Raw genomic sequence first — 25,300 nt, forward strand, 5'->3', positions numbered from 1 at the left:
AGTTCAAAGTCCGGCCGCGCGCTCTCCGCCCGCCGCCGTGATCACCCCGATGATGACCAGCCCGGTCAGCACCATCCGTGTCCCCGCCCCGAACCCGAGCGTGTTCAGCATCGACACCAGCAGGAACAGGAACAACGCCGCCCCCCACACCCCCGCCGGGCTGGCGCGGCCGCCATTCACCGAGGTGCCGCCGATCACCACCACCGCGATCGAGGACAGCAGGTACTCCACCCCCATGTCGAGCGAGGCGCCGCCGGAGAAGCTGGCCAGCAGCACGCCGCAGATCGCACTCAGCACCCCGGACAGCGCATAGGTCGCCACCGCCACCCGGTTGACCCGCAGCCCGGCCAGCCTTGCCGCGCGCGGGTTCTGGCCGATCGCCGACACCGTGCGGCCAAAAATGGTGCGCGCCAGCACCAGCTTCGCCAGCAGGCTGAGCCCCAGCGCCACGAACGCCGCCAGCGGCAGACCGAGCGGGGCTGCGCTGCTGAACCAGGCCAAGGCGGGCGGCGGCTTGACCAGCAGGCCGCCGCCGACCTCGATGGCGACGGATTGCACGATGAAGCTCGCCGACAGCGTGGCGACGATCGGCGGGATGCGCAGCAGGAACACCAGCCCGGCATTGGCGAGCCCGACCGCCGCCCCCGAGGCCAGCGCCGCCAGGATGCCGAGCGCGATGCCGCCATTGCCGCCATCCATCATTTTCATCGCGATGACGCCGGCGAGCGCGATGGTGGACGGGATCGACAGATCGACATTGCCGGGACCGAGCGTCACCACCAGCATCTGGCCGAGGCCGACGATCACGTAGAAGGTGCCGAAGGCGAGGGCCGCGGTGAGCGCGCCGCCGGCGCCCTGCTCGGCCGCAGCGGCCGCCACCAGCCACACCACGATGGCGGCCGCGAACGACCACGACCAGGGCTGCCGGATCAGCCGCCGCAGCAGCGTGGACAAAGTGCTCACGCCTCACGCTCGCGGCCGGTGAGCGCGCGCAGCGCCAGCACGGCGATCAGGATCGCGCCCTGCGCGCCGACCTGCCAGTCGGCACCGAGATGCAAAAACGTGAGCGCGGAACTGGCGAGGGCGAGCGTCAGCGCGCCGATCACGGTGCCGATCGGTGCGATGCGGCCGCCGAAGAAGCTGCAGCCGCCCAGGATCGCGCCCGCCACCGACAGCAGCGTGTAGCGCTGTGCAATATTAGCATCCGCGGACGTGGTCAGCCCGACCAAAGCAAGCCCGGACAGCACGCCGAAGCAGCCGGCCAGCGCATACAGCGTCATGCGCGCGCGCAAGGCCGACCAGCCGGCGCGCTCGACGGCGCGGGCAAAGCCGCCCATGCCGCGCAGCACCACGCCGAACGAGGTGCGCATCATCAGCACATGGGTGAATAAGCCGATCACCACGCAGGCGACGATCGGCAGCGGCACCAGGGGCATGTGATACCCCACGAAGCTGGCGAGCCAGTCGGGCGAGTTGCCGCCCGGCGACGGCAGCAGCAGGATCGCAAGCCCGAGCCAGACGAACGACATCCCCAGCGTCACCACGATCGCGGGCAGCTGCCGCCACTGCACCAGGGCGCCGACCGCCGCATAGCCCGCGATGCAGCCAAGCAAGGCGAGCGCGCCGAGCCAGGGCCGATCATGCAGCCAGGTCGCTGTGATGCAGGCAACCAGGCCGACGAAGCTGCCGATCGACAGATCGAGGTCGTTGATGGTCAGGAACATCATCTGCGCGATGGTGGCGAGTGCCAGCGGCACCGCGAGATTGAGCATCAGGTTGAGCCCGAAATAGCTCATCGTGCGCGGCTGCAGCCAGAAGATCGCGCCAAGCAGGATCACGAAGGTCGCCACCGGCAGCAGCAGCGGCGCATCGACACGTGAGCGCAAGGAACCGGGTGCTGACATCAGAACGACGCCTGCAGGACGCGCGCTTCGGTGATCTCCTCCGGCCCGAGGACGGCCATGATGCGCCCCTCGCGGAACACATAGACGCGGTCGCACTCGTACAGCTCGTCCATCTCCGTGGTGTACCAGAGGAAGGTGCGCCCGGAAGCGGCCTGCGCGCGGATCATCGCGTACACATCCTGCTTGGTCTGCACATCGACGCCGCGCATCGGGTCATCCATCAGGATGATGCGCGCCTCGCTGTCGAGCGCGCGCGCGAACAGCGCCTTCTGCTGGTTGCCGCCCGACAGCGACAGGATCGGGCTGTCCATGTCGGGCGCACGGATTTTCATCCGCCCGCGCCAGTCCTCCGCCGACGCCCGCTCGCGCGCAGGGTCGAGCAATCCGTGCCTCAGGTGCTTGCGGTAGGCACCCACAGAAATGTTCTCGCCGATCGACCAGAGCGGGAACACGCCGTCGCGCTTGCGGTCGCCGGCGACCATCGCCATCGTCCGGGCCGAGAACAGATCGACCAGGAACTCGGTCTGGCCGTGCCCCGCGAGACCTCCGAGACCGATCACCTCGCCTGCGTTGGCGACCAGATTCTCGCCGCCCTTCGGGCCCGCCTTCGCCCGGACCTGCAGCACCGGGCTGCTGCCGGTGCGACGATCCCGGGCCGTGCGCGCCACCGCGGCGCGGTGCGTACCGCCGCTCATCAGCGCCACCAGACTGTCGCGGTCATGCCGCGTGGCCGGATCGCAGCCGACGACGCGGCCGTCGCGCATCACCGCGATGCGGTCGGCACTCTGCAGCACCTCGTGCAGCATGTGTGTCACCAGCAGCACGCTGCAGCCCTGCTGCGTCATGCGCCGGATATGCGCCAGCAGCTGCGCGGCGGTGGAGGCGTCGAGCGACGAGGTCGGCTCGTCGAGGATGACCAGCCTGGGCGCCACATCGGTGGTGGTAAAGGCGCGCGCGATCTCCACCATCTGGCGCTCGGTCAGCGACAGCGAGGCGACCGGTGCGCCCACGCGTATACGGTGACCGGGGAACACCGCATCGAGCGCCGCCTTGATCAGCGCCGCCGCGCGCCGCGACCAGGCCCGGCCGCGCAGGCCCGGATGCACCAGCCTGGTGTTCTCGGCGACCGTCAGGTTCGGGCAGAGCGACAGCTCCTGGAACACGCAGCGTATGCCCAAGGCGCGCGCCGCACGCGGATCGTGCACGGCGGAGGTCGCGCCGAAGACCTGCATCGTGCCCGAACTCGGGGTCAGCGCGCCGGTCAGCAGGTTGATCAGCGTGGACTTGCCGGCGCCGTTATGGCCGACCAGTCCGAGACACTCACCGGCCTCGATGGCAAGGTCGACGCCGTCGAGGGCCCTGACCGGACCGAAGCTCCTGGCAATGTCGATGAAGCGGACGAGGACCGCTGGCGTGTGATCAGTGGCCGACGGCACGCAGCTGCTCGGCGTCCTGCTGGGTATAGAGCTTGTTGGCGAGGCCGCCGCTCGGGGTCTTGGCGAGCGTGTCGTTGAGCGTGTCCTGGCTGATTTTCAGATAAGGCACCTGCAGGTCCTTCGGCGGCGGCTTGCCATCCAGCACCTGCTGCGCCACCCAGAATGCCAGCGTCACCACGCCCGGCGCAATGCTGGACGACATCGTCGTGTAGCCCGTCTTGTCATGCTCCTGCTTCCACCAGGCGAGCTCGTCCTGGCGGTTGCCCATGATGATGATCGGTGCCTGGCGTCCCGCCGACGAGAACGCCTGCGCCGCACCGTAGCCGTCGCCGCCCTCGGTCAGCACGCCCGCGATCGGCGGCAGGCCGGGCAGCACGCCGGCGACCGCCTTCTGCGCCACGGTCTGCGTCCAGTTGCCATAGACCGTGCTGACGAGGTGGAAGTTCGGATGCCGCTTGAGCGCGTCCAGCATGCCGACATTGAAGGCGTCGTCGATCGAGGTGCCGGCGATGCCGCGTATCTGGATCAGGTTGCCGCCCTGCGGCAGGCGCTGCGCCAGGTAGTCCACCTGCTCGGCGCCCATGCCCTTGAAGTCCACCGTCAGCCGCCATGCGCAGGGTGCCGTGACAATGCCGTCGAACGAGATCACGGTGATGCCGGCATCGCAGGCCGACTTGATCGCACCGTTCAGCGCATTCGGCGAGGCCGCATCGATGACGATGGCGTCGAACCCCTGCAGGATCATGTTCTGGATCTGCGCGGCCTGCTCGGTGACCTGGTTCTCGGCGGTGGTGAAGGCCGGCGCCTCCTTGACGACACCCATCTTGACCGCGCGACCGGTGGCGTCGGTCCAGCTGGTCAGCATGGTCTGCCGCCACGAATTGCCGGCATAGTTGTTGGACAGCGCGATGCGCTTGCCCGCGGTCGCCGCATACGCGTGCGCCGCCGACAACAGCAGCATTGCCGCAAATCCCAGACCTGCAACCCGGCTCTTCATGGAAATCTTCCCCTGCTGGTTATCGATGTCGGCAAATCTGTCAACGCGTCAGGCAGCGGCCTGCAGGATCGCCCGCAGCCGCTCCATGCGCTGCGTCGGCGCGACCTTGCGCGCCAGGTCCAGCACGCCGCCGATGCGGATGCGCACCTTGCTCTGGTGGTTGCGCGCGATGTCGGCGAGCTGGTGGTCGAGGAACGGATTGCGGAAGCGATCCAGCGTAGTGGCGCGATACGCGGGCGCACCCGCATCGCCGAGTGCTGCGAACACCGGCAGCACTTCCTGCTCGTGCACCGCGTCGAGGAACGCGCGCTGCTCCGGGATGTCGAGGATCTCGCGCACGGTCATCCCCGGTGCCAGGCCATCCTGCTGCCAGCGCGAGACCAGCACGCTATGGCCGAGATTGAGGATGAACAGCTTGCGCTGCTCGTAGCGCTCCAGCGACGCCGCCACCTCGATGCAGGGGTTCCGGCAGAACGGCACCAGGCCGGGCTGCGCCTCGATCGCCCACAGCGCGTAGGGTTCCGCCACCGCGCCCAGCGGCTCCAGCGGGGTCGGCACGATGCGGTCGACCAGCGTGTTGACCCAGCGGCAACGTGTCGCCAGCCATTCGCGGAACCCGTCCGGCTGGTTCCAGCTGCTGCTCGCGGCGAGCACGATGTCGCGCAGCATGCGGCCATTGCCGACCTGCAGCTCGCACGGATACAGGTCGAGCGGCTCGGCGCGATGCCGGTAGCGCGCCAGCAGCAGCCGCGCCAGCCGGGCGGGGAACGAGCGAGCATGCTCCGGTCCCCGCGCATCCTCTTCGTGCAGGTCGAAGCCGCGCTCGGCGGTGTTGGAAACCAGCACCTGCGCCTCGTGCACGACGATGCTCTCGATCGCCTCCCAGTCCCGCGATGCCTGCAGCGCCCGCGCCACGCTCGACACCGTGACTCGGCGGTCCACCACCGCGCCATTTTCGAGGCCGCGTATCTGCACCGGGAACGGCCCGGCATTGAAGGCGGCGATGCGGCGCGCGCTGTCGGCGCTATCGGTGGTCTGCACCACGGTGATCGGCCCGGGGGCATCGCCGGAGGCGAGCGCCTCGGAGACGAACAGGTCGACATGCGCCTGCAGGAAGCGGCTGGTGCCGAACTGCACGATGGGGGTGACGGTCAAACTATACCTCGATGGTGGCCTTGATCACGCCGGCTTCCGGCCGCAGCCAGCCGGGAAATTGCGCCGCCGCGTCGTCGAGCCGGGCGTGGTGGGTGCGGAGTGCGGCCACCGGAATACTGCCCTCGCGCATCCGCGTCACCACTTCGGTGAAATCCTCCGGCAGCGCGTTGCGGCTCGCCAGCAGCGTGGTCTCGCGGGCGTGGAATGCCGGGTCGGGGAAGCCGATCTCCTCGCGCACCACGCTGAGTAGCACGTAGCGGCCGCCGTGGCCGACATAGCGCAGTCCGTTGCGTATCGAGCCGACATTGCCGGTCGCATCCACCACGACATCGAAGAACTCGCCGCCGGTGGCCTCGGACAAGGCGGCCTCGGTGTCGGCATTCGCCAGCAGCCCGGCATCGGCGCCCAGCGAGGCCAGCGCCAGGTCGAGCCGGTCCTGGCGCATGTCGACGACGCTGACCGGCGCGCCGCGCGCGCGGGCGAACAGGATCGCGGCGATGCCGATCGGGCCGGCGCCGACCACCAGCACGCGGTCCTGCGCTGTCACCGCCCCGCGCGCGATGCCGTGCGCGCCGATGGCGAGGAACTCCACCATCGCCGCCTCGTCGAGGCCGATGCCGTCGAGCGGGACGACGTTGGACGCCGGCACCGCGAGCAGTTCCGCCATGCCGCCATCCTGGTGCACGCCGAGCACGCTGATGTTGCGGCAGCAATTGGTGCGCCCGCGCCGGCAGGCCCGGCAATGGCCGCAGGACAGGTACGGCACCACGTAGGCCGCCTTCCCCGGCCGCAGCGTGCTGCCCGGCGGCGCATGCACCACCTCGCCGGCCAATTCGTGGCCCATCACCCGGGGATAGTGCAGGAACGGATGCTTGCCTTCGTAGATATGCAGGTCGGTGCCGCACACCCCGACGCGCCGGATACGCAGGACCGCCTCGTCTGCGCGCGGCACCGGATCGGGCCGCTGCACCACGGCGAGCCTGCCGGGTGCCTCGCACAGAAGCGCCCTCATGACCGTCTGCGCCGGCGCTGGTCGAAATACACGATCACGATGATCAGGCCGCCGGTGATGACCCGCTGCCAGAACGGGTTCACGTTGAGCAGGTTGGCGCCGTTGTTGATCGTGGTCAGCAGGATCGCGCCCAGGATCGGCCCGATCACCGTGCCGACCGCGCCGAACAGCGAGGTGCCCCCGATCACCGAGGAGGCGATCGATTGCAGTTCCCAACCGTCGCCGGTGGTGGCGACGCCGATGCCGATGCGCGACGCGGTCAGGATGCCGGCGAACGCCGCGAGCGTCGCCGAGATGATGTAGGCCAGATAGATCGTGCGGCCGACATTGATGCCGGACAGCCGCGCCGCCTCGGGATTGCTGCCGGCCGCATAGATGTGCCGACCCCAGCGCGTCTGGTGCAGCAGCAGGCCGGCCGGGATCGCCACCAGGATCACCATCCAGAACAGGTTGGGAATGCCGAGCACGGCGCCACGCGAGAACGCGCCGAAACTGTGCGGGAAGCCGGCGATGGTCTGTCCCCCGGTCATCAGCAGGCCGATGCCGCGCAGCGCGGTCAGGCTCGCCAGCGTGGTGATGAAGGGCGGCAGCCGCATCTGCACGATCGCGAAGCCGTGGAACATGCCGATGGCCACACCCATGACCAGCGTGATCAGGCAGGCCAGCGCGATCGGCACATGCGCCACCAGCAGCATCGCCACCACGGTGCTGGCGAGACCGACCACCGCGCCCACCGAGAGGTCGATGCCGGCGGTGATGATGACGAAGGTCTGGCCGATGGCGATGATCGTCCACAGCGACGCCTGCCGCATCAGGTTCACGAAATTGCCCGTGGTGGCGAAGCTGTCGGTCGAGACGGCCAGGATCACCCAGAGCAGCAGCAGCAGCCCGAGCAGGGTCAGGCTGAGCAGGAAGGCGAAGCGCTTGCGGGCGCCTGATTTCGGCACCGGCAGGCCAGGAGTCTGTTGCAGGGTCTCAGACACCGATCGCCTCCTTGAGGATGGTTTCCTGGTCAACCTCGCGTGGCGTGTAGCTCGCCGCCAGACGGCCGGCGCGGAACACGTGCAGCCGGTCGGCGAGGTCGCGCACCTCCGGCAGATAGGACGAGACCAGGATCACACCGGCGCCGTTATGCAGCAGCTTGGCGATCAGCTTGTAGATCTCGACCTTGGTGCCGACATCGACGCCGACGGTCGGCTCGTCGAAGATGAACAGGTCGGCGCCGTGGCTGAGCCATTTGCCGATCACGATCTTCTGCTGGTTGCCGCCGGACAGCGTCGCGGCGAGTGCGCCCTGCGACGCGGTGACGATACGCATGTCGCGTATCTGGCCCCCGGCGGCGCGTCGTTCAGCGCCGGCATCCATCAGCGGACCGCGGCTGAGGCGGTCGAAGATCGGCGCATTGAGATTGAAGCCGACCCCGAGACTGAGGCACAGCCCCTGGTCGCGCCGGCTTTCCGGCACCAGGGCCATGCCGAGATCGATCGCCTGCCGCTCGCGCCGGATATCGACGCGCCGGCCCTTGAACTCGACGCTGCCGCCGGTAGCACGGGTGCGGCCGAACAGGCATTGCACGAACTCGCTGCGCCCGGCGCCGACCAGGCCGTACAGCCCGACCACCTCGCCCTTGTGCACCTCGAGATTGATATCGCTGAAGCCCGGGCCGCTGAAGTTGGCGACCCGCAGCAGCGTCTCGCCCTGGGTGATCTGCTCCTTGTAGTGCACCTCCTCGATCGAGCGCGCCACCATGTCGCGGATCAGAGCGCGCTCGTCGGTCTCGGCGGTCACGTGGGTGGCGACCAGCACGCCGTCGCGCAGCACGCTGACCCGGTCGGAGAGCTCGAAGATCTCCTCCAGGCGGTGGCTGATATAGACGATGGTGACGCCGTCCGCATTCAGCCGGCGCACCAGCCGGAACAGCTGGTCGGTTTCCTGGCGGGTGAGATAGCCGGTCGGCTCGTCGAGGATCAGGAAGCGGGTGCCGCGCATCGCGGCGCGCGCGGTGGCCACCAGCTGCTGCTGGCCGATCGTGAGCTCGCCGAGCATGGCGCCGGCATCGATGGAGAAGCCGAGATCGTCGAGCACGCGCTGCGCCCTGCTGCGCATCGCCCGCTTGCGCAGGAAGCCGCCGCCACTCGTCTCGTCGCCGAGGAACATGTTGGCGGCGACATCGAGATGCCGGCACAGCACCACTTCCTGGTGCACCGCATTGATGCCGAGCCCGATCGCGTCATGCGGGGTCGCCAGCGCCACCTCCCGGCCGCGCCACAGGATCTCCCCGCCGGTGCGCGGATACGCACCGGTGAGGATCTTGATCATGGTGGACTTGCCGGCGCCGTTCTCGCCGACCACCGCGTGGATCTCGCCCTCCTCGAAGGCGAGGCTGACCGATTTCAGCGCGTAGGTGCCGGTGAAGCGCTTGTCGACACCACGCAACTCCATGATGGTGGTCACGCCGGCAGGCTCAGTTCAGCTTGGGGTTGAGCAGCTCCTGCGAGCGCGGCGTGTCGAGATTGGCCTTGGTGATCACGTTGACGCCGGTATCGACGTTCTTCGGCACCGGCTGGCCGCGCGACGCGGCGAGCGCGGTCTTCACGCCGTCATAGCCCATGCGATACGGGTCCTGCACGATCATCGCGGCGATCGTGCCGTCCTTGAGGAAGCCGACCAGCTTCTGGTCGCTGTCGAAGGCCACCGTGCTCAGCTTCGGCGGCTTGATCTCGGCGATCGCCTGGCCGGCGCCCTCGCTCATCGTCAGGTTGGACGCGAAGATGCCGACCAGGTTCGGATGCGCGGTCAGCAGGTCGTTGGCGATATTGAGCCCCGTGGTGACCTGGCCGTCGCCGATACGCACGGCGATGATCTTCAGGTCGGGATACTTCTTTGCCAGCTCCGCCTTGAAGCCCTGGGTGCGCTGGTCGAGCGAGCCGACGCCGGGCAGCGAGACGATGATTGCCACGTCTCCCTTGGCGCTGCCATTCTTGGCGGCGACCGCGGCACCCAGCGCATCGGCGGCCTTGCGGCCACCCTCGACATTGTCGGTGGTCAGGAACGAGGTGAAGGCGTCGGTGTCGGCGGCGGAATCGATGCCGATGATCTTGACCGATTTGGCGGCGTCGCTGATCGGCGGCCCGAGGGCGGCAAACTGCGTCGGCGAGATCACGATGGCGGCCGGATGCTCGGAGACCGCATTCTCGAGCGCGCTGATCTGGCCGGGGATGTCGGCCTCGCTCTGCGCGCCCAGCAGCGGCACTTTGATGCCGAGATCGCGCCCGGCCTTGCGGGCGCCGGCCTGCACGATCAGCCAGTATTCGGCGGTGGTGTCCTTGACGATCACCGGGATCGTCTCGGCGGCCCGCGCGGCGCCGGCAACCGGCGCGCCAGCAAGCAGCGCGGCCCCAGCCAGTGCAGCGAGCACGCGCCGGCGCGGTGATCGGATGGCTTTTGGCAATGACGAGATATTGGTCATGTCTCTTCTCCCTGTTCGGCTCTGGCGGCCGGTGACCTGGGCGGGTATTGCCCGCCTGTGTTTCTTATAGGATAAGGAACACGCGCGCCTGTCAACTGGCGCCGCGAATGGGCGCCTCGCACGAGCATAAGCCCGCTGTCTGGGACGCCCGCTGTCTGGGACGAATGTCGAAGCCGAACACCCTGTTCAAGCAGGCCTATAATGGCAGCCTGGATCTGATCGGACGGACCCGTGTGCTGCCGTCCGAGCCGGAGTTGAGCGCGCGGCTGCGGATCAGCCGGACCACCGTGCGTGCCATCCTGCAGCGCCTGTCCGCACAAGGCCTGCTCGAATACGAGCAGGGCGAGAAACGCATCCTGCGTGCGCCGGCCGCCGCCGACTATTTTCCGAAGCACGAGGTCGATCCGGTCGCCGTCGTGATCGAGCGCCGCTTCATGCAGAAAATCCTCGCCGAGGACAGCATCCCCGGCGGCAGCATCAACGAACTGGAGCTGGCGCGCGAGGTCGGCGTCAGCACCTCGTCGGTGCGCGAGTTCCTGATCCGCTTCAGCCGCTTCGGGCTGATCGAGAAGCGACGCAACAGCACCTGGATCCTCAAGGGCTTCACCCGCGCCTTCGCCCTGGAGCTGACCGAGGTGCGCGAGATGTTCGAGCAGCGCTCGGCGCGCCGCTTCATCGCGCTGCCGCCAACGCATCCGGCCTGGCCGGAACTGGCACGCATCGGGCACCTGCATCACACGGCGCAGCAGGACGGACGCATCGACGAGGCCGCCTTCGCAACACTCGACGAGCGCTTCCACCGGCTGGTCCATTCGGCGTCCGACAACCGCTTCGTGGTGGATTTCTACGATGTCATCGCGCTGGTGTTCCACTACCATTATCGCTGGAACAAGGCGGACGCGATCCGGCGCAACATGGTCGCGATCGACGAACATCTCGCCTACATCGCAGCCCTGGACCGCCGCGACCGCGCGGCCGTCGACCGGGCCTGCCGGGCGCACCTGCGCTCGGCGCGGCGGACCTTGCTGGAGTCCATCATGGTCGTCGACGAGACACTGCCGAAGGAGCCCCGCCCATGACCCGGATCACCGGACTGCGCAGCCTCGACATCCGCTTCCCGACCTCGCGCGGCCTGGATGGCTCCGACGCGATGAATCCCGATCCGGATTATTCCGCTTCCTATGCGATCCTGCAGACGGATGATCCCGGGCTGCAAGGCCACGGGCTGACTTTCACCATCGGGCGCGGCAACGAGATCTGCTGCCAGGCCATCGCCGCACTCGCCGGCCGCGTCGTCGGGCTCGACCTCGACTGGATCTGCGAGAACCCGGCGCGGTTCTGGCGCCACGTGACGTCCGACAGCCAGTTGCGCTGGATCGGCCCGGACAAGGGCGTCATCCATCTCGCGACCGCCGCCGTGGTGAATGCGGCGTGGGACCTTTGGGCGAAAGCGGACCGCAAGCCGCTCTGGCGGCTGGTCGCCGAGATGAGCCCGGCGGAACTTATCCGGTGCATCGATTTCCGTTACATCACCGATTGCATCACGCCGGAAGAGGCGCTCGAACGGCTGCAGGACAAGGCCGGCGGCAAGCCGGCGCGCATCGAGACGCTGCTGGCCGACGGCTATCCCTGCTACACCACCTCGGCCGGCTGGCTCGGCTATGACGACGCCAAATTGACGCGGCTGTGCGAACAGGCGGTGGCGTCCGGTTTCACCCACATCAAAATGAAGGTCGGCCACGACCTGCAGGACGACATAAGGCGCCTGCGCATCGCGCGCGAGGTCATCGGACCTAACCGGCGGCTGATGATCGACGCCAACCAGGTCTGGGATGTCGGCCAGGCGATCGACTGGGTGCGGCAGCTGTCCTTCTGCAACCCGTATTTCATCGAGGAGCCGACCAGCCCGGACGATGTCGAGGGCCATCGCACCATACGCGAGGCCGTCGCACCCGTGCGTGTCGCCACCGGCGAGATGTGCCAGAACCGCATCCTGTTCAAGCAGTTCATGATGCGCGGCGCGCTCGACATCGTGCAGATCGACAGCTGCCGGCTCGGCGGCGTCAACGAGGTGCTGGCGGTGCTGCTGATGGCGGCGAAATACGACCTGCCGGTCTGGCCGCATGCCGGCGGCGTCGGCCTGTGCGAACATGTCCAGCATCTCTCGATGATCGACTATGTCTCGATCTCCGGCACCATGCAGGACCGGGTGATCGAATATGTCGATCACCTGCACGAGCATTTCGAGGACCCGTGCATCATACGCGGCGCCGCCTACCAGGCGCCCACGGCACCCGGCTACTCGACGACGATGCGCGCGCAGGCACTGGAAACCTTCCTGTACACCGGCTAAGCAGGGCTCTCAAAAATTATACGCGCCGGAGAGCCATCGGACCATGCTGCGTGGAATAGACCCCCTGCTCACGCCCGGGCTGCTGCACACGATGGCCTCCATGGGCCATGGCGACCGGATCGCCATCGTCGATGCCAACTTCCCCGGGGCGTCGAACGCGCAACGGCTGCACGAGCTGCCCGGTCTCGATGCGGGCTCGGTGCTACGCGCCGTGCTGTCGCTGCTGCCGCTGGATGATTTCGTCCCCGATCCGGCGGTGACGATGCAGGTGGTGGGCGATGCCGGGACCATTCCGGAAGCCGTTCAGGACTTCACCGTGATCCTTGGGGCCCATGACGCGCCGGCCCCGACCACGGTCGAGCGGTTCGCGTTCTACGAGCTGGCAAAATCGGCCTACGCCATCGTGCAGACCGGCGAGACCCGGCTGTACGGCAACATAATAATAGCCAAAGGCGTCATCAAACCGTTCTGAACGGCTGTCTGCAAACGCCTGCTGCCGGCGATCCGACGCGCCTTTTCTCCGCTCCGGTGCTCACAGCCGAAAAGGCTGCTCCGATCCGGTGCTCGAAAAGTCACGCCGGCCGCGGCCCGTTGGGCCGCTCTCATTCGGCATCAGGCGTTTGCAGACAGCCTCCGGCCGAGCCGCCGAGCAGCAAGCGCCCGACATCCCGCGCTCTGGCGCCTAGCAGGGTGCCTGCGTCGCGCATCGCTTCGTCCAGGGTGATCGGGCCGGGTGCGAGGCTGAAGGCGGCGCGCAGGCCGTGCGCATACATCGCCTCGTAGCCGTCGCCGAGCGAGCCGGCAAAGGCGATCACCGGCACGCCGGCTGCGCGTGCAATCCGGGTCACGCCGAAGATCGTCTTGCCGCCCAGCGTCTGCCGGTCGAGCCGGCCCTCGCCGGTGAACACCCAGTCGGCGCCCTGCACCGCCTCGGGCAGGCCGGCGTGCTCGGCGACGATCTCGATGCCGGGACGGAACACCGCCCGGGTGAACATCTTCATCGCATAGCCGACGCCGCCGGCAGCGCCCACGCCCGGATACGCGCGATGATCCATCCCCGTCGCCCGGGTGCAGAACTCGGCGTAGCGGCGCAGCGCCGCATCCAGGCGCTCCACCTCCTGTGGCGTGGCGCCCTTCTGCGGCCCGAACACCGCGCTGGCGCCGTTCGGGCCCAGCAGCGGATTGTCGACATCGGCGGCGATATCGAACTGCACGCCACGCAGGCGCGGATCGAGCCCGGAGGCATCCAGCCGGTCGAGGGCCGCGAGGGCCGCGCCGCCTTGCGGCAGCGGCGCGCCCTCGGCATCCGCCAGCACCAGGCCTAGCGCCCGAAGCAGGCCGGCGCCGCCATCGTTGCTGGCGCTGCCGCCGATGCCGAGCACGATGCGCTCGGCGCCGGCATCGAGTGCTGCGCGCACAAGCTCGCCGGTGCCGAACGAGCTGGCCCTGCCGGCGTCCCTGGCCTGCCGCGGCACCAGCATCAGCCCGCTGGCCGCCGCCATCTCCACGAAGGCGGTGCGGCTGTCCGGCTGCCAACCCCAGACCGCTGCGACCGGTTCGCCGAACGGGCCCTGCACGACCTGCGACCGGGTCTCGGCACCGGTGATGCCGCGCAGCGCATCGAGCAGCCCCTCGCCGCCATCCGACATCGGCCGCAGCACCATCTCAGCACCGGGCCACGACTCCGCGAGCCCTTCCGCGATGGCGAGCGCCGCCTCCGCGGCAGTCAGGCTTTCCTTGAAGCTGTCCGGGGCGATGACGAACTTCATGGCTGCCGGCGCAGTTCAGGCGGTCTCGACCAGGCCGGCCCACTCGGTCACATGCCCGGCGAGCGCCGGACGCGTCACCTCGGGCAGCCCGTGGGCCGGCGTGCCAACGAACAGGAAGCCCGCCAGCGTGTCGGGCGCCACAAAGCCCAGGCCGGCCTGCACCCGCGGATCATAGGCGTTGGCGCCGGTGACCCAGATCGCGCCGAAGCCCGAGGCGTGGATCGCGTTCAGCAGGTTCATCGCGCCGGCGCCCACGGCCAGCATCTGCTCTAACGGCGGCACCTTGTGGTCGGTCCGGATGCGGGCGCCGAGCGCGATCGTCAGCGGCGGACGCAGGAACTTGCCGCGCTGCTTGTCGATGAGCGGCTGCGGCGCCTCCGGGTCACGCGCACGCAGCGCCGTCTCGACCAGGTCCGCCAGGCGTCTGCGCGCGTCGCCCCGGATCAGCACGTAGTGCCAGGGCGCCAGGCGTCCATGATCGGGCGCCCGCAGGCCCGCTTCTAGGATGCCGTCGAGCACGGCACCCTCGGGCGCCGGCTCGACCAGGCTGGACACCGAAACCCGGCTCAGCAGCGTCTCCAGGGCGGCCATCGGCATCAATGCGCGAGCTGCGCGCGGATGGCCTCGGTGACCAGCGGATGGTCCGGCGGCAGGTCGGGCGCAAAGCGGGCGACCACGCTGCCGTCGCGCGCGATCAGAAACTTCTCGAAGTTCCAGAACACGTCGCCCGGCGGCGGCGCATGTCCGAACGACGCGAGCCGTGCGCGGAACTCTCCCGTCGGGTTCTGCTGCGCCTCCGGGACCGCCTGCACCAGCGCCGCGTAGAGCGGATGCCGTCCCGGCCCGTTCACCTCGACCTTGGAGAACAGCGGAAACTCGACCCCGTAGGTGCTGCTGCAGAATCCGGCGATCTCGCCCTCGCTGCCCGGCTCCTGGCCCCGGAACTGGTTGCAGGGAAAGCCCAGCACGGCAAAGCCCCGGTCGCGATACGCCTCGAACACTGCTTCCAACGCCGTGTACTGCGGCGTCAGCCCGCATTTCGACGCGACGTTGACCACCAGCAGCACGTCGCCAGCATAGGCACCGAGGGTGGTCTCGCTGCCATCGATCCGCTTGACCGCAATGTCGCGTATCGCTGTCATGGGGCCCTCGTTACTTCTGTTCACAGCCAAGGTGACCCGCCGCGCCGTTGCCGACAAGAGGCGGCCGGGCGGGCAGTGGCATGGGTCGCGGCCATCCTGTAGGAGTTGCGCGTCATGGATACCGCTCCCGCCCCATCCAAGTCGGCTCCGCTCGCCCCCGGCCGGAGCGCGCACGTCCATCGCGTCACCGGCGAGACCACGATCTCGCTGACGCTGGGCCTCGACGGCAGCGGCCGCACCCGGATCGCCACCGGCATCGGCTTCCTGGACCACATGCTGACCGCTCTCGGACGGCACGCGCTGTTCGACCTCGAGATCGAGGCGCAGGGCGACCTGCATGTCGACTTCCACCACACCACGGAGGATACCGGTATCGCGCTGGGCCAGGCGATCGCGCGCGCGATCGGCGACAAGCGCGGCATCCGGCGCTACGGGCAGGCACTGGTGCCGATGGACGAGGCGCTGGTCGAGGCGGCGATCGACATCTCCGGACGTTCGTTCCTGGTCTGGGACGTGCGCTTTCCCCGCGACAAGGTGGGCGAGATGGATACCGAGCTGTTCGAGGAGTTCTTCCGCGGCTTCGCGTCCAACGCCGGCCTGGCGCTGCACGTCACGCAGAAGGCGGGCAGCAACAACCACCATATCGCCGAGGCCTGCTTCAAGGCGGTGGCGCGCGCATTGCGCATGTCGAGCGAGCCCGATCCGCGTGCCGCGGAGGCAATTCCCTCCACCAAGGGCGTGCTGTGAGCGTCCCGCTCACGGGAGGCGCGCTGTGAAGCTGTACAGCTCGCACTTCCATCCGCCGACCTCGCCACGCGCCGGCGCGCCGCCGGTGCTGGTCAAGGAGGGGGTGTCCTGGCGCTGCCTGGTGCTGGGCTGGCTCGGGCTGCTGGTCACCGGCGCATGGATGCCGGCGCTGCTGGTCGGCGCCATCAGCCTGCCGGTGCTGGCCCTAGCGCGTCATCTGCCCGGAGGGCCGGCCGGTCACTGGGGCGTGCTGCTCGGCGTCAACGTCCTGGTGGCGTTCTTCGCCAACGACCTGCGCCGCTGGGATCTGCGGCTGCGCGGCTTCACCGTCGGTCCGCTGGTGGCCGGCCGCGATGCGGGTGCCGCGCTGCTGCGGTTGCTCGACCACAGGCCGGAGCTGCTCGGAGGCGGCCCGTGACGAGCGCCAGCCGACAGGTAGCGGCATGATGCGGGTGGCGGTCGTCGACTATGCCGGCGGCAACCTCGCCTCGGCCGCGCGCGCGCTGCAGGAAGCGGCCCGGCTCGCCGGCCTCGACGCCGACATCGCCATCACCGACGATCCGGCTGCGCTGCGGCAGGCGGACCGTATCGTGCTGCCGGGCCAGGGCGCCTTCCTCGACTGCGCCAGCGGCCTCGCCGCGGTGCCCGGCCTGCGCGATGCGATTAAGGACGCAACCCGTGCAGGCACGCCGTTCCTTGGCATCTGCGTCGGCATGCAACTGATGGCGGAGCGCGGGCTGGAACATGGCGAGACGCCCGGCTTCGGCTGGATCGCCGGCGAGATCGCGCCGATGGATGTCCCCGGCCTGCGGCTGCCGCAGATGGGCTGGAACGAACTGCTGTTCACCCCGGGCGCGCATCCGCTGACCGAGGGCCTGCGGGCGGGCGACCACGCCTACTTCGTGCATTCCTACGCGCTGCGTGCGCACGGCTCGGCCGACGTGGTCGCCAGCACCGACTATGGCGGCCTGGTGCCGGCGCTGGTGGCGCGCGGCAACCGCGCCGGCACGCAGTTCCATGTCGAGAAGAGCCAGGCGGTGGGTCTGCGCATCCTCGCGAACTTCCTGCGCTGGACTCCCGCCCCGGTGGAACCCTCCTGATGCAGGCCAGCGACACCAGGGGTGCCAGGCCGCCGAAGCTCTCGACCGAGCGGGCGACCAGCCTCGACGATGACGACGTCCAGGCGCTGTGCGAGGCGACGAGTGCCGCGATCCTCGATGGCGGCGGCTTCGGGTGGGTCAAGTCGCCCGGACGGCAGGTGCTGGAACGCTACTTCCGCGGCCTGCTGATGGTGCCCGAGCGCACGCTGTTCGTGGCGCGCCTCGACGGCCTCATCGTCGGCGCCGCGCAACTGGTGCGGCCGCCGCGCAACAACGAGGCGCAGGCGATGAGCGCCACCCTGATGCACAGCTATGTGGCGCCCTATGCGCGCGGCCACGGCCTCGCCCGGATGCTGACCCGCGAGGTCGAGGACTGCGCGCGCGCGATGGGCTACCAGGTGCTCAATCTCGACCTGCGCGAGACCCAGATCGCGGCGATCGCGCTCTACCGGAGCATGGGCTTCACCCATTGGGGCACGCACCCGCATTATGCCCGAGTCGGCGGCCGGGTGGTGCGCGGCCTGTTCTATACCAAGCGGCTGCAGGAGGGCGGCATCCTGGATGAGTGACGCCGTCGCCCCCTTCGCCCCGGACAGACTGACACTCTATCCGGCGATCGACCTCAAGGACGGCGCCTGCGTCCGTCTGCGCCGCGGCGAGATGGCGGATGCCACCGTCTATTCCGACGATCCCGGCGCGCAGGCGCGGGCCTGGGGCGAGGCCGGCTTCGAATGGCTGCACGTGGTCGACCTGAACGGCGCCTTTGCCGGGCGCTCGGTCAACGAGGCGGCGGTGCGCGCGATCCTGGCGGCGGCCCGGGTGCCGGTGCAGCTCGGCGGCGGCCTGCGCGATCTCGCCGCGATCGAGTACTGGCTTGCCGCCGGCGTCACCCGGGTGATCCTCGGCAGTGCCGCGGTCAAGCAGCCTGTGCTGGTGCGCGAGGCCTGCCGCCTGCATCCCGGCCGCATCGTGATCGGCATCGACGCACGCTCCGGCAAGGTCGCGACCGAAGGCTGGGCCGAGACCTCCACCCTGGACGCCGTCACGCTTGCGCGCCGGGTCGAACAGGAGGGTGCGGCGGCGATCATCTTCACCGAGATCGAGCGCGACGGCATGCTGTCCGGCCTGGACCTCGATCAGACCGGACAGCTGGCCGAGGCGGTGCGCATCCCGGTGATCGCCAGCGGCGGGGTCGGAACGCTTGCGCATCTGGTGGCGCTGCGCGACGTCGCCGGGCGCAGGCCGCAGGCGCACGCGGGCATCGAGGGGGTGATCGTCGGCCGCGCGCTGTATGACGGCCGGATCGACCCGGCGGCAGCGCTCGCAGCCCTGGGCGCTCTCGCATGCTGAAGCTCCCATGCTGAAGCTAAGGGTGATCCCGTGCCTCGATGTCAAGGACGGCCGCGTCGTCAAGGGCGTGAACTTCGTCTCGCTGCGCGACGCCGGCGACCCGGTGGAGCAGGCCGCACTCTATGACGCCGCCGGTGCCGACGAGCTCACCTTCCTCGACATCACCGCCAGCCACGAGCACCGCGACACCATCCTCGACGTAGTCAGCCGGACCGCGGCGCGCATCTTCCTGCCGTTCACGGTCGGCGGCGGCGTGCGCTCGCCCGAGGACATGCGCCGGCTGCTGCTCGCCGGGGCCGACAAATGCGCGATGAACTCGGCCGCCGTGGCGCGTCCCGCCCTGGTGGCGGAGGCCGCGTGCAAGTTCGGCAGCCAGTGCGTGGTGGTCGCCATCGATGCGCGCGCCGACGGCCATGGCGGCTGGGAGGTGTACACGCATGGCGGCCGCACGCCGACCGGGCGCGACGCCATTAACTGGTGCCGTGAGGTCGAGGCGAGCGGCGCCGGCGAGATCCTGCTGACCTCGATGGACCGCGACGGCACCCGCTCCGGCTTCGACCTTGACCTGCTGCGCGCGGTGTGTGGCGCGGTGCGGGTGCCGGTGGTGGCATCCGGCGGGGTAGGCGAGCTGGCGCATTTTGCCGAGGGTGCCCGGGCCGGCGCATCCGGACTGCTGGCGGCCAGCGTGTTCCATTTCGGCCAGTTCACCGTGCGAGAGGTGAAGGCCTCCCTCGCCGCGGCAGGCCTGCCGGTACGGTTCGAGCAGCCGGATCATGCTTCAGCACGATAGGATGAGACGGCATGAGCCTGGAGGGGCACCAGTGAGCAAGCCAGCCAAGAGCCGCAGCAAGACCCCCAAGACGGCCGGCAAGGCGCGGGCGAAGTCCGCCGGCACCCGCGAGAAGGCCAGCATCGCCAGCCAGGCCGCCTCGTTGAAGCTTGGAACGCGCAAGGCCGCGGTACGCAAGGCGGTGCAGCGGCTGACCAGCGCCAAGCCCGGGCATGCGGTGACGGCGCCGGCGGAGCGCTCGCTGCTCGAGCCCGGCTCCACCGCCGCCGTGCTGGACCGGCTGTTCGAGACCGTGGTGGCGCGTCGCGATGCCGACCCGAATGTCAGCCATTCCGCCCGGCTGCTGTCGCGCGGCACCCACAAGGTGGCGCAGAAGTTCGGCGAGGAGGCGGTCGAGTGCCTGATCGAGGCGGTCGCCGGCAACGGCGACAAGCTGATCGGCGAGAGTGCCGACGTGCTCTACCACCTGATCGTGCTGTGGGTGGATGCCGGGCTGCGGCCGGATGCGGTCTGGAACGAACTCAGGCGGCGAGAGGGCATCAGCGGCATCACCGAAAAGGCCGCGAGAGCGCGCTGGCTGCCCGGCATGTCGGAAACAGGAGACTGACGCGATGACCGTGGCCGGCCTGGGTCCGTACGATCCGGACAACATCTTCGCCCGCATCCTGCGCCACGAAATCCCGGCGACGATGGTGTTCGAGAACGAGCACGCAATCGCCTTTGGCGACATCGCGCCCCTGGCGCCGACGCATGTGCTGGTGATCCCGCGCGGCGCCTATGTCTCGTTCGCGGACTTCACCGCCCGTGCCGGCGCCGGCGAGATCGCCGGGTTCTTCCAGGCCGTCGGCACGGTGGCGACGCAACTCGGCCTGGATGCTCCCGGCTATCGCCTGCTGACCAATATCGGGGATCATGCCGGACAGGAGGTGCCGCATTTCCATGTGCACCTGTTCGGCGGCCGGCCGCTCGGGCGGATGCTGGCTTCGTCCTGACGCTGCTTTATCGAACGACAAGCAGAGCATGATCGATCGGATCATGCTCGATGAGCATCAGGCCGACCGCAGGCGATCCTGCCCGATCAATGCCAGTCCCTCGGCCACCGACACGAACTCGCCACCGCCCGAGACGCGGGATGCCCCAAAGCGCTGCTCGAACAACGCACGCACCGCGGGCACGAACGACGTCCCTCCGGTGAGGAACACCCGGTCGATCTCGTCCGCGCGCACCCCGGCCTGGTCCAGCGCCTGCCCCACGGTCAGCGACAGTCGGGCGAGATCGGGTGCGATCCAACGCTCGAACTCCTGCCGCTCGATCAGCCGCTCCACCGCGAAGTTGCCATGCGTGAAGCGAAGCACGGCGCTCCGGGCGTGCGACAACTCGGCCTTCACGGCGCTCACCGCCTGGTATAACGGATAGCCCATCTCGTCCTCGATCAGGCGGATCAGCGCGCGCAGCCGGCCGGGATGTTCGCTCGCCGCCGCCACCTCCTCGATCTCGCGCAGCATGCGCGGCGTGCGCATCAGCGACAGCCGGTGCCAGCGTGCGAAACCGGAGAAATATTCCGGGGGCACCGGCAGCGCGTTGCCCATGATGGAATAGACGTCACCCTTGCCGAGCAGCGGCGCGATCACCTGGTCGATGATGCGGGCATCGAAACTGTCCCCGGCGATGCCGATGCCGGCATGGCCGAGCGCCGCGACACGCCCCGGCGCGAAGCGCATGACCGAGAAATCGCTGGTGCCGCCGCCGAAATCGCCGACCAGCACGGTCGCCGCCGCGTCCAGGCCGCGCGCGAAGCGGAACCCGGCGGCCTCGGGTTCCAGCGCCACGCCGATGCCCTCGAATCCGGCCCGGGCGAAGGACGCGCGCAGGCGCATCTCCCCGAAGCCATCGTCGGCGAACTCGCCGGCGAAGCGCACCGGTCGTCCGGCCACCACCTGCGCACCCGCATGCCCATCGTTGAGCAGTCCCTTGAGGAACAGCGCCACCATCTGCTCGAGACCGTGCATCCGCCCGAAGATGCTGGTCTGCACGAAGCTCCTCTGCGCCAGGTAGGTCTTCATCGACATGATCAGCCGGCTGTCGAGCGGGTCGTCGAGATAGGCCTGCACCGCGGCCGGCCCGGCGGCATGATGCAGCACGCTGCGGCCACGCGCCTCCTCGTTCCAGAAGCACAGCACGGTGCGGAAGGTGTCGAGCCGGGCGTGGCCGAAGGCGTAGGTCTGTGTGGTGACACTGCCGTCCGGCTGCAACATCGCCACCACGCTGTTGGTGGTGCCGAAATCGATACCGATCGGCGCTGTCATCCCGACGATGCCGGACGTCAGGCGCGTACGGCTTCGCGGAGGAGTTCCAGTACCGCGTCATCGGTTCGCTCGAACCGCAACGGCGTCACCGCGATCGCCCGGTTGTCGAGGGCGGCCGCCTCGCTGTCGGCTGCATCCCGGCGCAGGCGGCGGCTGATCTGCAGCCAGTGGTAGTCGAGCGTGCGTGGGTCGGCGCGCGACAGGATCTCGATCCCGTCCAGCAGCCCCTCGCCCTGGCGCGTCACCGTCAGCGGGCCCGCCGCATCCGGGGCGCAGGCCGGGAAATTCACGTTCAGGCAGGCGCTGCCGCTCCAGCCCGATCGTGTCCGGCCGGGGCATGCCAGTCGCCGGATCACCGGCCCCGCGAGGGCGGAAGCGGTGGGCCACGGCACCGCATCGCGATCCTCGAACGCCTGGCTCAGCGCGATCGACGGCACGCCGAGCAGCAGCCCGGTCATCGCCGCCCCCACGGTGCCGGAGAACACCGTCTCGACGCCGAGATTGGCGCCGCGATTGACCCCGGACAGGATCATGTCGGGGCTGGCATCGCGCATCAGGTGGCGCACGCCGAGCACGACGCAGTCGGCCGGAGTCCCCTGCACCGAGAAGCGCCGCTCGCCGAGGGTCTCGATGCGCAGCGGTGCGTGCAGGCTCAGCGAGTGCGAGGTGCCGCTCTGGTCGTGCGCCGGCGCCACCACCCAGACCTCGCGGGCGAGGCTCACAGCCACCTGCTCCAGCACCGCGAGGCCGGGTGCGGCGATGCCGTCATCGTTGGTCAGCAGCACGCGGTCGAAGATCGGATCCAAGCTTGGCCTCCCAACCTCTGGCCTTAGTGCGCGGCCGGTGCGCCGCCGCCGCCCGGCTTGTTCGGCGACAGCAGCCAGCACAGCGGCACGATGGCAAAGCAGGCGATCGCGAAGGTGTGGAACGCATCGTTGTAGGCCAGCGCCGAGGCCTGCTGGATGAATTCCTGATAGATCTGGTGGGTGACGCCGCCATCGAGCGAGGCCTGCGAGCGCCCGAGCTGCTGCAGATATTGCCTCGTGTGGACGTTGTAGTCGTTGAACGGCTGATGGAACGGCGTCATCCAGTGCACCATGTGCGCCTCGCGTATCTGCGTGCGCTCGGTGATCAGCGAGGTTGCGCACGAGATCCCGATCGAGCCCATCACGTTGCGCATCATGCTGAACAGCGCGGCCGCGTCGCCGTTCAGCTCCTTGGGCAGCGTCTGGTAGGTCACCACGCTGATCGGCACGAACAGGAAGGCGAGGCAGCTGGCCTGTGCCATGCGATAGTACACCAGGGTGCGGAAGTCGATCGTCAGCACGAGGTGCGCCGAATACATCAGCGCCGCGCCCATGATGAAGAAGCCAAATGCAATCACGTAGCGGGCCTGCACCCGCTTCAGGATCATGCCGATGAACGGGATGAGCACGATGATGCCGATGGCCCCGGGCGACAGCACCAGGCCCGCGAGGGTGGCGGTATAGCCGACCACCTGCTGGGAGAATTGCGGCACCAGCACCGCAGAGGAGTACAGCACGAAGCCGACCGCGCCGATCAGCAGCGCGCCGACCGCGAAGTTGCGATCGCCGAACACGCGCAGGTCGACGACCGGCTTCTTCACCGTCAGCAGCCAGCCGATCGCACCCAGGATCCCGGTCACCGCCAGGAACGCCAGGATGCGGATGAACGGCGAGCCGAACCAGTCATCGTCCTCGCCGCGATCCATCATCACCTGCAGGCAGCCGAGGCCGATGCCGATCAGCGACAGGCCGACGAGGTCGATAGAGGCCGGACGCTTCCTTGCCCAGGGCGGGTCCTCGACCAGGGCGGCGACGGCGAGCAGGCCAACGATGCCGATCGGCACGTTGATGAAGAACACCCAGCGCCAGGAGGCATTGTCGGTGATGTAGCCGCCCAGGGTCGGGCCGAGCACCGGCGCCACGATGGTCGCGAGCGCGGTGATCGCGAACGCGCCCGACCGCTTTTCCGGCGGAAACGTATCGAGGATGATGGATTGCTGGTTCGGCTGCAGGCCGCCGCCGAACAGCCCCTGCAGCAGCCGGAACACGATCAGCTCCGGCAGGCTCTGCGACACGCCGCACAGGAACGAGCACACCGTGAACATGCCGATACAGATCATGAAGTAGCGCTTGCGGCCGAGCACGCGGCCGAGCCAGCCCGAGACCGTCAGCACGATGCCGTTGGCCGCGAGGTAGGAGGTCAGCGCCCAGGTCGCGTCGTCATAGGAGGTGGAGAGGTTGCCCGCGATGTGCGGCAAGGCGACGTTCACGATGGTGGTGTCGAGCACCTCCATGAACGCCGCCACCGTGACCACGACCGCGATCAGCCACGGATTGCCCTTCGGCTTCCACTCCTGCGAGCCGCTCAACTGCGCGTCCTCATTTCCGCGCGGCCGACTTCGTACTCACCATCGGCACTCACTTTCGCGAGACCGACTTCGTGTTCACGGTCGGCTCGACCGACGCCCCGATCGGCAGCGGGATGTTCGGGTTCAGGCCAGCATCGATGATGATCTTGACCGGCACGCGCTGCACGATCTTGACGAAGTTGCCGGTGGCGTTCTCCGGCGGGAAGGCGCTGAACGCCGCACCCGAGCCGTTCTGTATGCTGTCCACGTGGCCCTCCAGCTTCAGCTCCGGATAGGCGTCCACCGAGATCTTCACCGGCTGGCCCGGCCGCATGTCGTCGATCTGCGTCTCCTTGAAGTTGGCGGTGATCCAGACCTCCGGCTCGACGATCGAGAACAGCGACTGCGCCGCCTGCACATAGTTTCCGCGCTCGACATTGCGCTGCGAAATCCAGCCATCGTGCGGCGCGCGGATCACCGTCCATTCCAGGTCGAGGTTGGCGGTGTCGAGCTGCGCCTGCGCCTGCGCCAGCGAGCCGGCCTGCTGGGTGATGCGGGTGCTCGCGTTGCCGATATTGCTCTGGATCGGCGTGGCCTGCTCGACATTGCCTTCGGCCTGCAGCACCTGGCCCTGCGCCTGCTTGAGACCCGCCGTGGACTGGTCGATCGCCTGCTGCGTGGTGGCGGCATGGGCGATGTTGTGCTGGCGCTTGTATTCGGTCTCGGCGTTGATCTCGTTGGCCTGCGCGATCTGCAGCTGGCCCTGCGCCTGCTTGAGCGCGCCCGGGAAATTCTTCTTCGCCACGTCGACCTGGTATTTGGCGCCCTCGAGCTGCCCCCTGGCCTGCTGCATCGTCGCCGCCGCCTGGTCGCGGCTGGCCTGGTAGTTGCGCGGATCGATGCGCAGCAGCACCTGGCCCTGATGCACGAATTCGTTGTCGTTGACGTCGAGCTCGGTCACGTAGCCCGAGACGTGCGGCGCGATGGTGATGGTGCGGCCGGCGGTGAAGGCGTCGTCGGTGCTCTCCTCGAACCGGGTCGTCCACCAGTAGAAGAAGCCGCCGACCACGACGACGATGACGAACAGGATGAGGCCGAGCCTGACCCAGGGCCTGGCTTTCTGCCGCGACTGCTCGCGCTTCTCCTCCTGCTCGCGGACCTTCTTGTCGTCGCCCCCCGAATTGCCATCAGACTTGGCGTCGGACTGGTCCTGATCCTTGTCGTCCCCGGAACCGCCGTTTTCAGCCATTCATGCCTCAAAGTTCGCCAAAAGGGGGCACATCGCCCGGACTGTCGGGACGCTGACCGACCCGTTCGGTCAGTTTTAGACATGTACCGGCGAAGGCAGCAACCGGGTCAGAGACCGTTGGAAATGCGCTGCGGCGAGTCGGAGGCG

General features: G+C 68.8%; 25 protein-coding genes and 1 pseudogene. 10 read left to right on the top strand and 16 right to left on the bottom strand.

The features are described from left to right. Positions 1-3 precede the first annotated feature (3 nt). From ACQY4O_RS11415 to ACQY4O_RS11455, 9 genes are all read right to left on the bottom strand, one after another. Positions 4-963 (bottom strand): ABC transporter permease, encoded by a 960-nt coding sequence (locus tag ACQY4O_RS11415; RefSeq protein ID WP_428376492.1) that lies wholly within the window; start codon positions 961-963, stop codon positions 4-6. After that, the gene (locus tag ACQY4O_RS11420; protein WP_428376493.1) at positions 960-1,904 is read right to left on the bottom strand and encodes an ABC transporter permease; all 945 of its coding nucleotides are present in this window, start codon (positions 1,902-1,904) and stop codon (positions 960-962) included. Before ACQY4O_RS11420 ends, ACQY4O_RS11415 begins: the two co-directional genes overlap by 4 nt. After that, positions 1,904-3,340 (bottom strand): sugar ABC transporter ATP-binding protein, encoded by a 1,437-nt coding sequence (locus ACQY4O_RS11425; RefSeq protein ID WP_428376494.1) that lies wholly within the window; start codon positions 3,338-3,340, stop codon positions 1,904-1,906. The genes ACQY4O_RS11420 and ACQY4O_RS11425 overlap by 1 nt, the downstream gene beginning before the upstream one ends. Beyond that, on the bottom strand, positions 3,324-4,301 hold the full coding sequence (locus ACQY4O_RS11430; protein WP_428376495.1) for an ABC transporter substrate-binding protein: 978 nt from the start codon (positions 4,299-4,301) through the stop codon (positions 3,324-3,326). The genes ACQY4O_RS11425 and ACQY4O_RS11430 overlap by 17 nt, the downstream gene beginning before the upstream one ends. An 84-nt stretch (positions 4,302-4,385) precedes the next feature. Next, on the bottom strand, positions 4,386-5,492 hold the full coding sequence (locus ACQY4O_RS11435; RefSeq protein ID WP_428376496.1) for a mannitol dehydrogenase family protein: 1,107 nt from the start codon (positions 5,490-5,492) through the stop codon (positions 4,386-4,388). A gap of 1 nt (position 5,493) precedes the next feature. Continuing rightward, positions 5,494-6,504 (bottom strand): zinc-binding alcohol dehydrogenase family protein, encoded by a 1,011-nt coding sequence (locus tag ACQY4O_RS11440; RefSeq protein WP_428376497.1) that lies wholly within the window; start codon positions 6,502-6,504, stop codon positions 5,494-5,496. Next, the gene (locus tag ACQY4O_RS11445; RefSeq protein WP_428376498.1) at positions 6,501-7,487 is read right to left on the bottom strand and encodes an ABC transporter permease; all 987 of its coding nucleotides are present in this window, start codon (positions 7,485-7,487) and stop codon (positions 6,501-6,503) included. Before ACQY4O_RS11445 ends, ACQY4O_RS11440 begins: the two co-directional genes overlap by 4 nt. Next, entirely contained in the window at positions 7,480-8,958 is a 1,479-nt protein-coding gene (locus ACQY4O_RS11450; RefSeq protein WP_428376499.1) for a sugar ABC transporter ATP-binding protein, read from the bottom strand. The genes ACQY4O_RS11445 and ACQY4O_RS11450 overlap by 8 nt, the downstream gene beginning before the upstream one ends. Positions 8,959-8,968: 10 nt before the next feature. Next, on the bottom strand, positions 8,969-9,973 hold the full coding sequence (locus tag ACQY4O_RS11455; RefSeq protein WP_428376500.1) for an ABC transporter substrate-binding protein: 1,005 nt from the start codon (positions 9,971-9,973) through the stop codon (positions 8,969-8,971). 164 nt (positions 9,974-10,137) lie between these two features. Between ACQY4O_RS11455 and ACQY4O_RS11460 the strand changes: the two genes are divergently transcribed. Genes ACQY4O_RS11460 through ACQY4O_RS11470 form a run of 3 tightly spaced genes read left to right on the top strand, consistent with a single transcriptional unit; the run spans position 10,138 to position 12,798 of the window. Next, positions 10,138-11,052 carry a GntR family transcriptional regulator gene (locus ACQY4O_RS11460; protein WP_428376501.1) on the top strand — a complete coding sequence of 305 codons (915 nt, stop codon included), beginning with the start codon at positions 10,138-10,140 and terminating at the stop codon, positions 11,050-11,052. After that, entirely contained in the window at positions 11,049-12,326 is a 1,278-nt protein-coding gene (locus ACQY4O_RS11465) for an L-fuconate dehydratase (RefSeq protein ID WP_428376502.1), read from the top strand. Before ACQY4O_RS11460 ends, ACQY4O_RS11465 begins: the two co-directional genes overlap by 4 nt. 43 nt (positions 12,327-12,369) lie before the next feature. Then, positions 12,370-12,798 carry an RbsD/FucU family protein gene (locus ACQY4O_RS11470; protein WP_428376503.1) on the top strand — a complete coding sequence of 143 codons (429 nt, stop codon included), beginning with the start codon at positions 12,370-12,372 and terminating at the stop codon, positions 12,796-12,798. Between the two features lie 130 nt (positions 12,799-12,928). On the opposite strand, the gene ACQY4O_RS11475 is transcribed toward ACQY4O_RS11470, so the two are convergent. From ACQY4O_RS11475 to ACQY4O_RS11485, 3 genes are read right to left on the bottom strand one after another with little or no spacing between them, the layout of a single operon-like run. Continuing rightward, complete coding sequence (locus tag ACQY4O_RS11475) at positions 12,929-14,095, bottom strand: glycerate kinase (protein ID WP_428376504.1); 1,167 nt, start codon at positions 14,093-14,095, stop codon at positions 12,929-12,931. A gap of 15 nt (positions 14,096-14,110) precedes the next feature. Further along, positions 14,111-14,686 (bottom strand): nitroreductase family protein, encoded by a 576-nt coding sequence (locus ACQY4O_RS11480; RefSeq protein WP_428376505.1) that lies wholly within the window; start codon positions 14,684-14,686, stop codon positions 14,111-14,113. 5 nt (positions 14,687-14,691) lie between these two features. After that, the gene (locus tag ACQY4O_RS11485) at positions 14,692-15,237 is read right to left on the bottom strand and encodes a glutathione peroxidase (RefSeq protein WP_428376506.1); all 546 of its coding nucleotides are present in this window, start codon (positions 15,235-15,237) and stop codon (positions 14,692-14,694) included. Positions 15,238-15,351: 114 nt separating this feature from the next. Between ACQY4O_RS11485 and hisB the strand changes: the two genes are divergently transcribed. From hisB to ACQY4O_RS11520, 7 genes and pseudogenes are all read left to right on the top strand, one after another. Then, a complete protein-coding gene (gene hisB, locus ACQY4O_RS11490; protein WP_428376507.1) occupies positions 15,352-15,984 on the top strand; it encodes an imidazoleglycerol-phosphate dehydratase HisB in 633 nt (210 codons plus the stop codon). Between the two features lie 25 nt (positions 15,985-16,009). Then, positions 16,010-16,402: a DUF2628 domain-containing protein gene (locus ACQY4O_RS11495; protein ID WP_428376508.1), complete on the top strand. Its 393-nt coding sequence runs from the start codon at positions 16,010-16,012 to the stop codon at positions 16,400-16,402. A gap of 28 nt (positions 16,403-16,430) precedes the next feature. Further along, on the top strand, positions 16,431-17,084 hold the full coding sequence (gene hisH / locus ACQY4O_RS11500; RefSeq protein ID WP_428378176.1) for an imidazole glycerol phosphate synthase subunit HisH: 654 nt from the start codon (positions 16,431-16,433) through the stop codon (positions 17,082-17,084). Continuing rightward, a pseudogene (gene hisA, locus ACQY4O_RS11505) lies at positions 17,084-18,434 on the top strand (1-(5-phosphoribosyl)-5-[(5-phosphoribosylamino)methylideneamino]imidazole-4-carboxamide isomerase). Before hisH ends, hisA begins: the two are co-directional and overlap by 1 nt. A 7-nt stretch (positions 18,435-18,441) precedes the next feature. After that, positions 18,442-19,224 carry an imidazole glycerol phosphate synthase subunit HisF gene (gene hisF / locus ACQY4O_RS11510; RefSeq protein ID WP_428376509.1) on the top strand — a complete coding sequence of 261 codons (783 nt, stop codon included), beginning with the start codon at positions 18,442-18,444 and terminating at the stop codon, positions 19,222-19,224. Between the two features lie 217 nt (positions 19,225-19,441). Next, positions 19,442-19,831, top strand: a complete 390-nt coding sequence (locus ACQY4O_RS11515) for a phosphoribosyl-ATP diphosphatase (RefSeq protein WP_428378177.1) — start codon at positions 19,442-19,444, stop codon at positions 19,829-19,831. Positions 19,832-19,835: 4 nt separating this feature from the next. Then, the gene (locus tag ACQY4O_RS11520) at positions 19,836-20,216 is read left to right on the top strand and encodes an HIT domain-containing protein (protein WP_428376510.1); all 381 of its coding nucleotides are present in this window, start codon (positions 19,836-19,838) and stop codon (positions 20,214-20,216) included. A gap of 57 nt (positions 20,217-20,273) precedes the next feature. Here ACQY4O_RS11520 and ACQY4O_RS11525 read toward each other — a convergent pair whose 3' ends face one another. From ACQY4O_RS11525 to ACQY4O_RS11540, 4 genes are read right to left on the bottom strand one after another with little or no spacing between them, the layout of a single operon-like run. Then, positions 20,274-21,530: an Hsp70 family protein gene (locus ACQY4O_RS11525; protein WP_428376511.1), complete on the bottom strand. Its 1,257-nt coding sequence runs from the start codon at positions 21,528-21,530 to the stop codon at positions 20,274-20,276. 17 nt (positions 21,531-21,547) lie between these two features. Beyond that, positions 21,548-22,336, bottom strand: a complete 789-nt coding sequence (gene surE / locus ACQY4O_RS11530; protein ID WP_428376512.1) for a 5'/3'-nucleotidase SurE — start codon at positions 22,334-22,336, stop codon at positions 21,548-21,550. A gap of 23 nt (positions 22,337-22,359) precedes the next feature. Beyond that, a complete protein-coding gene (locus ACQY4O_RS11535; protein ID WP_428376513.1) occupies positions 22,360-23,925 on the bottom strand; it encodes a DHA2 family efflux MFS transporter permease subunit in 1,566 nt (521 codons plus the stop codon). A gap of 49 nt (positions 23,926-23,974) precedes the next feature. Beyond that, complete coding sequence (locus tag ACQY4O_RS11540) at positions 23,975-25,153, bottom strand: HlyD family secretion protein (protein ID WP_428376514.1); 1,179 nt, start codon at positions 25,151-25,153, stop codon at positions 23,975-23,977. Between the last annotated feature and the right edge of the window lie 147 nt (positions 25,154-25,300).

The organism is Lichenicoccus sp., assembly GCF_965277665.1.
In the GTDB taxonomy this organism is placed as follows: Bacteria; Pseudomonadota; Alphaproteobacteria; order Acetobacterales; family Acetobacteraceae; genus Lichenicoccus.

What these genes read in the sequence shown, in the direction of transcription:
- ACQY4O_RS11525 (WP_428376511.1), bottom strand. Translation starts at nt 21,530, where the DNA reads ATGACAGCGCCGATCGGTATCGATTTCGGCACCACCAACAGCGTGGTG.
- ACQY4O_RS11420 (WP_428376493.1), bottom strand. Translation starts at nt 1,904, where the DNA reads ATGTCAGCACCCGGTTCCTTGCGCTCACGTGTCGATGCGCCGCTGCTG.
- ACQY4O_RS11465 (WP_428376502.1), top strand. Translation starts at nt 11,049, where the DNA reads ATGACCCGGATCACCGGACTGCGCAGCCTCGACATCCGCTTCCCGACC.
- ACQY4O_RS11430 (WP_428376495.1), bottom strand. Translation starts at nt 4,301, where the DNA reads ATGCTGCTGTTGTCGGCGGCGCACGCGTATGCGGCGACCGCGGGCAAG.
- ACQY4O_RS11460 (WP_428376501.1), top strand. Translation starts at nt 10,138, where the DNA reads ATGTCGAAGCCGAACACCCTGTTCAAGCAGGCCTATAATGGCAGCCTG.
- hisB (WP_428376507.1), top strand. Translation starts at nt 15,352, where the DNA reads ATGGATACCGCTCCCGCCCCATCCAAGTCGGCTCCGCTCGCCCCCGGC.
- ACQY4O_RS11475 (WP_428376504.1), bottom strand. Translation starts at nt 14,095, where the DNA reads ATGAAGTTCGTCATCGCCCCGGACAGCTTCAAGGAAAGCCTGACTGCC.
- ACQY4O_RS11455 (WP_428376500.1), bottom strand. Translation starts at nt 9,973, where the DNA reads ATGACCAATATCTCGTCATTGCCAAAAGCCATCCGATCACCGCGCCGG.
- ACQY4O_RS11520 (WP_428376510.1), top strand. Translation starts at nt 19,836, where the DNA reads ATGACCGTGGCCGGCCTGGGTCCGTACGATCCGGACAACATCTTCGCC.
- ACQY4O_RS11480 (WP_428376505.1), bottom strand. Translation starts at nt 14,686, where the DNA reads ATGGCCGCCCTGGAGACGCTGCTGAGCCGGGTTTCGGTGTCCAGCCTG.
- hisH (WP_428378176.1), top strand. Translation starts at nt 16,431, where the DNA reads ATGCGGGTGGCGGTCGTCGACTATGCCGGCGGCAACCTCGCCTCGGCC.
- hisF (WP_428376509.1), top strand. Translation starts at nt 18,442, where the DNA reads ATGCTGAAGCTAAGGGTGATCCCGTGCCTCGATGTCAAGGACGGCCGC.
- ACQY4O_RS11485 (WP_428376506.1), bottom strand. Translation starts at nt 15,237, where the DNA reads ATGACAGCGATACGCGACATTGCGGTCAAGCGGATCGATGGCAGCGAG.
- ACQY4O_RS11540 (WP_428376514.1), bottom strand. Translation starts at nt 25,153, where the DNA reads ATGGCTGAAAACGGCGGTTCCGGGGACGACAAGGATCAGGACCAGTCC.
- ACQY4O_RS11470 (WP_428376503.1), top strand. Translation starts at nt 12,370, where the DNA reads ATGCTGCGTGGAATAGACCCCCTGCTCACGCCCGGGCTGCTGCACACG.
- ACQY4O_RS11440 (WP_428376497.1), bottom strand. Translation starts at nt 6,504, where the DNA reads ATGAGGGCGCTTCTGTGCGAGGCACCCGGCAGGCTCGCCGTGGTGCAG.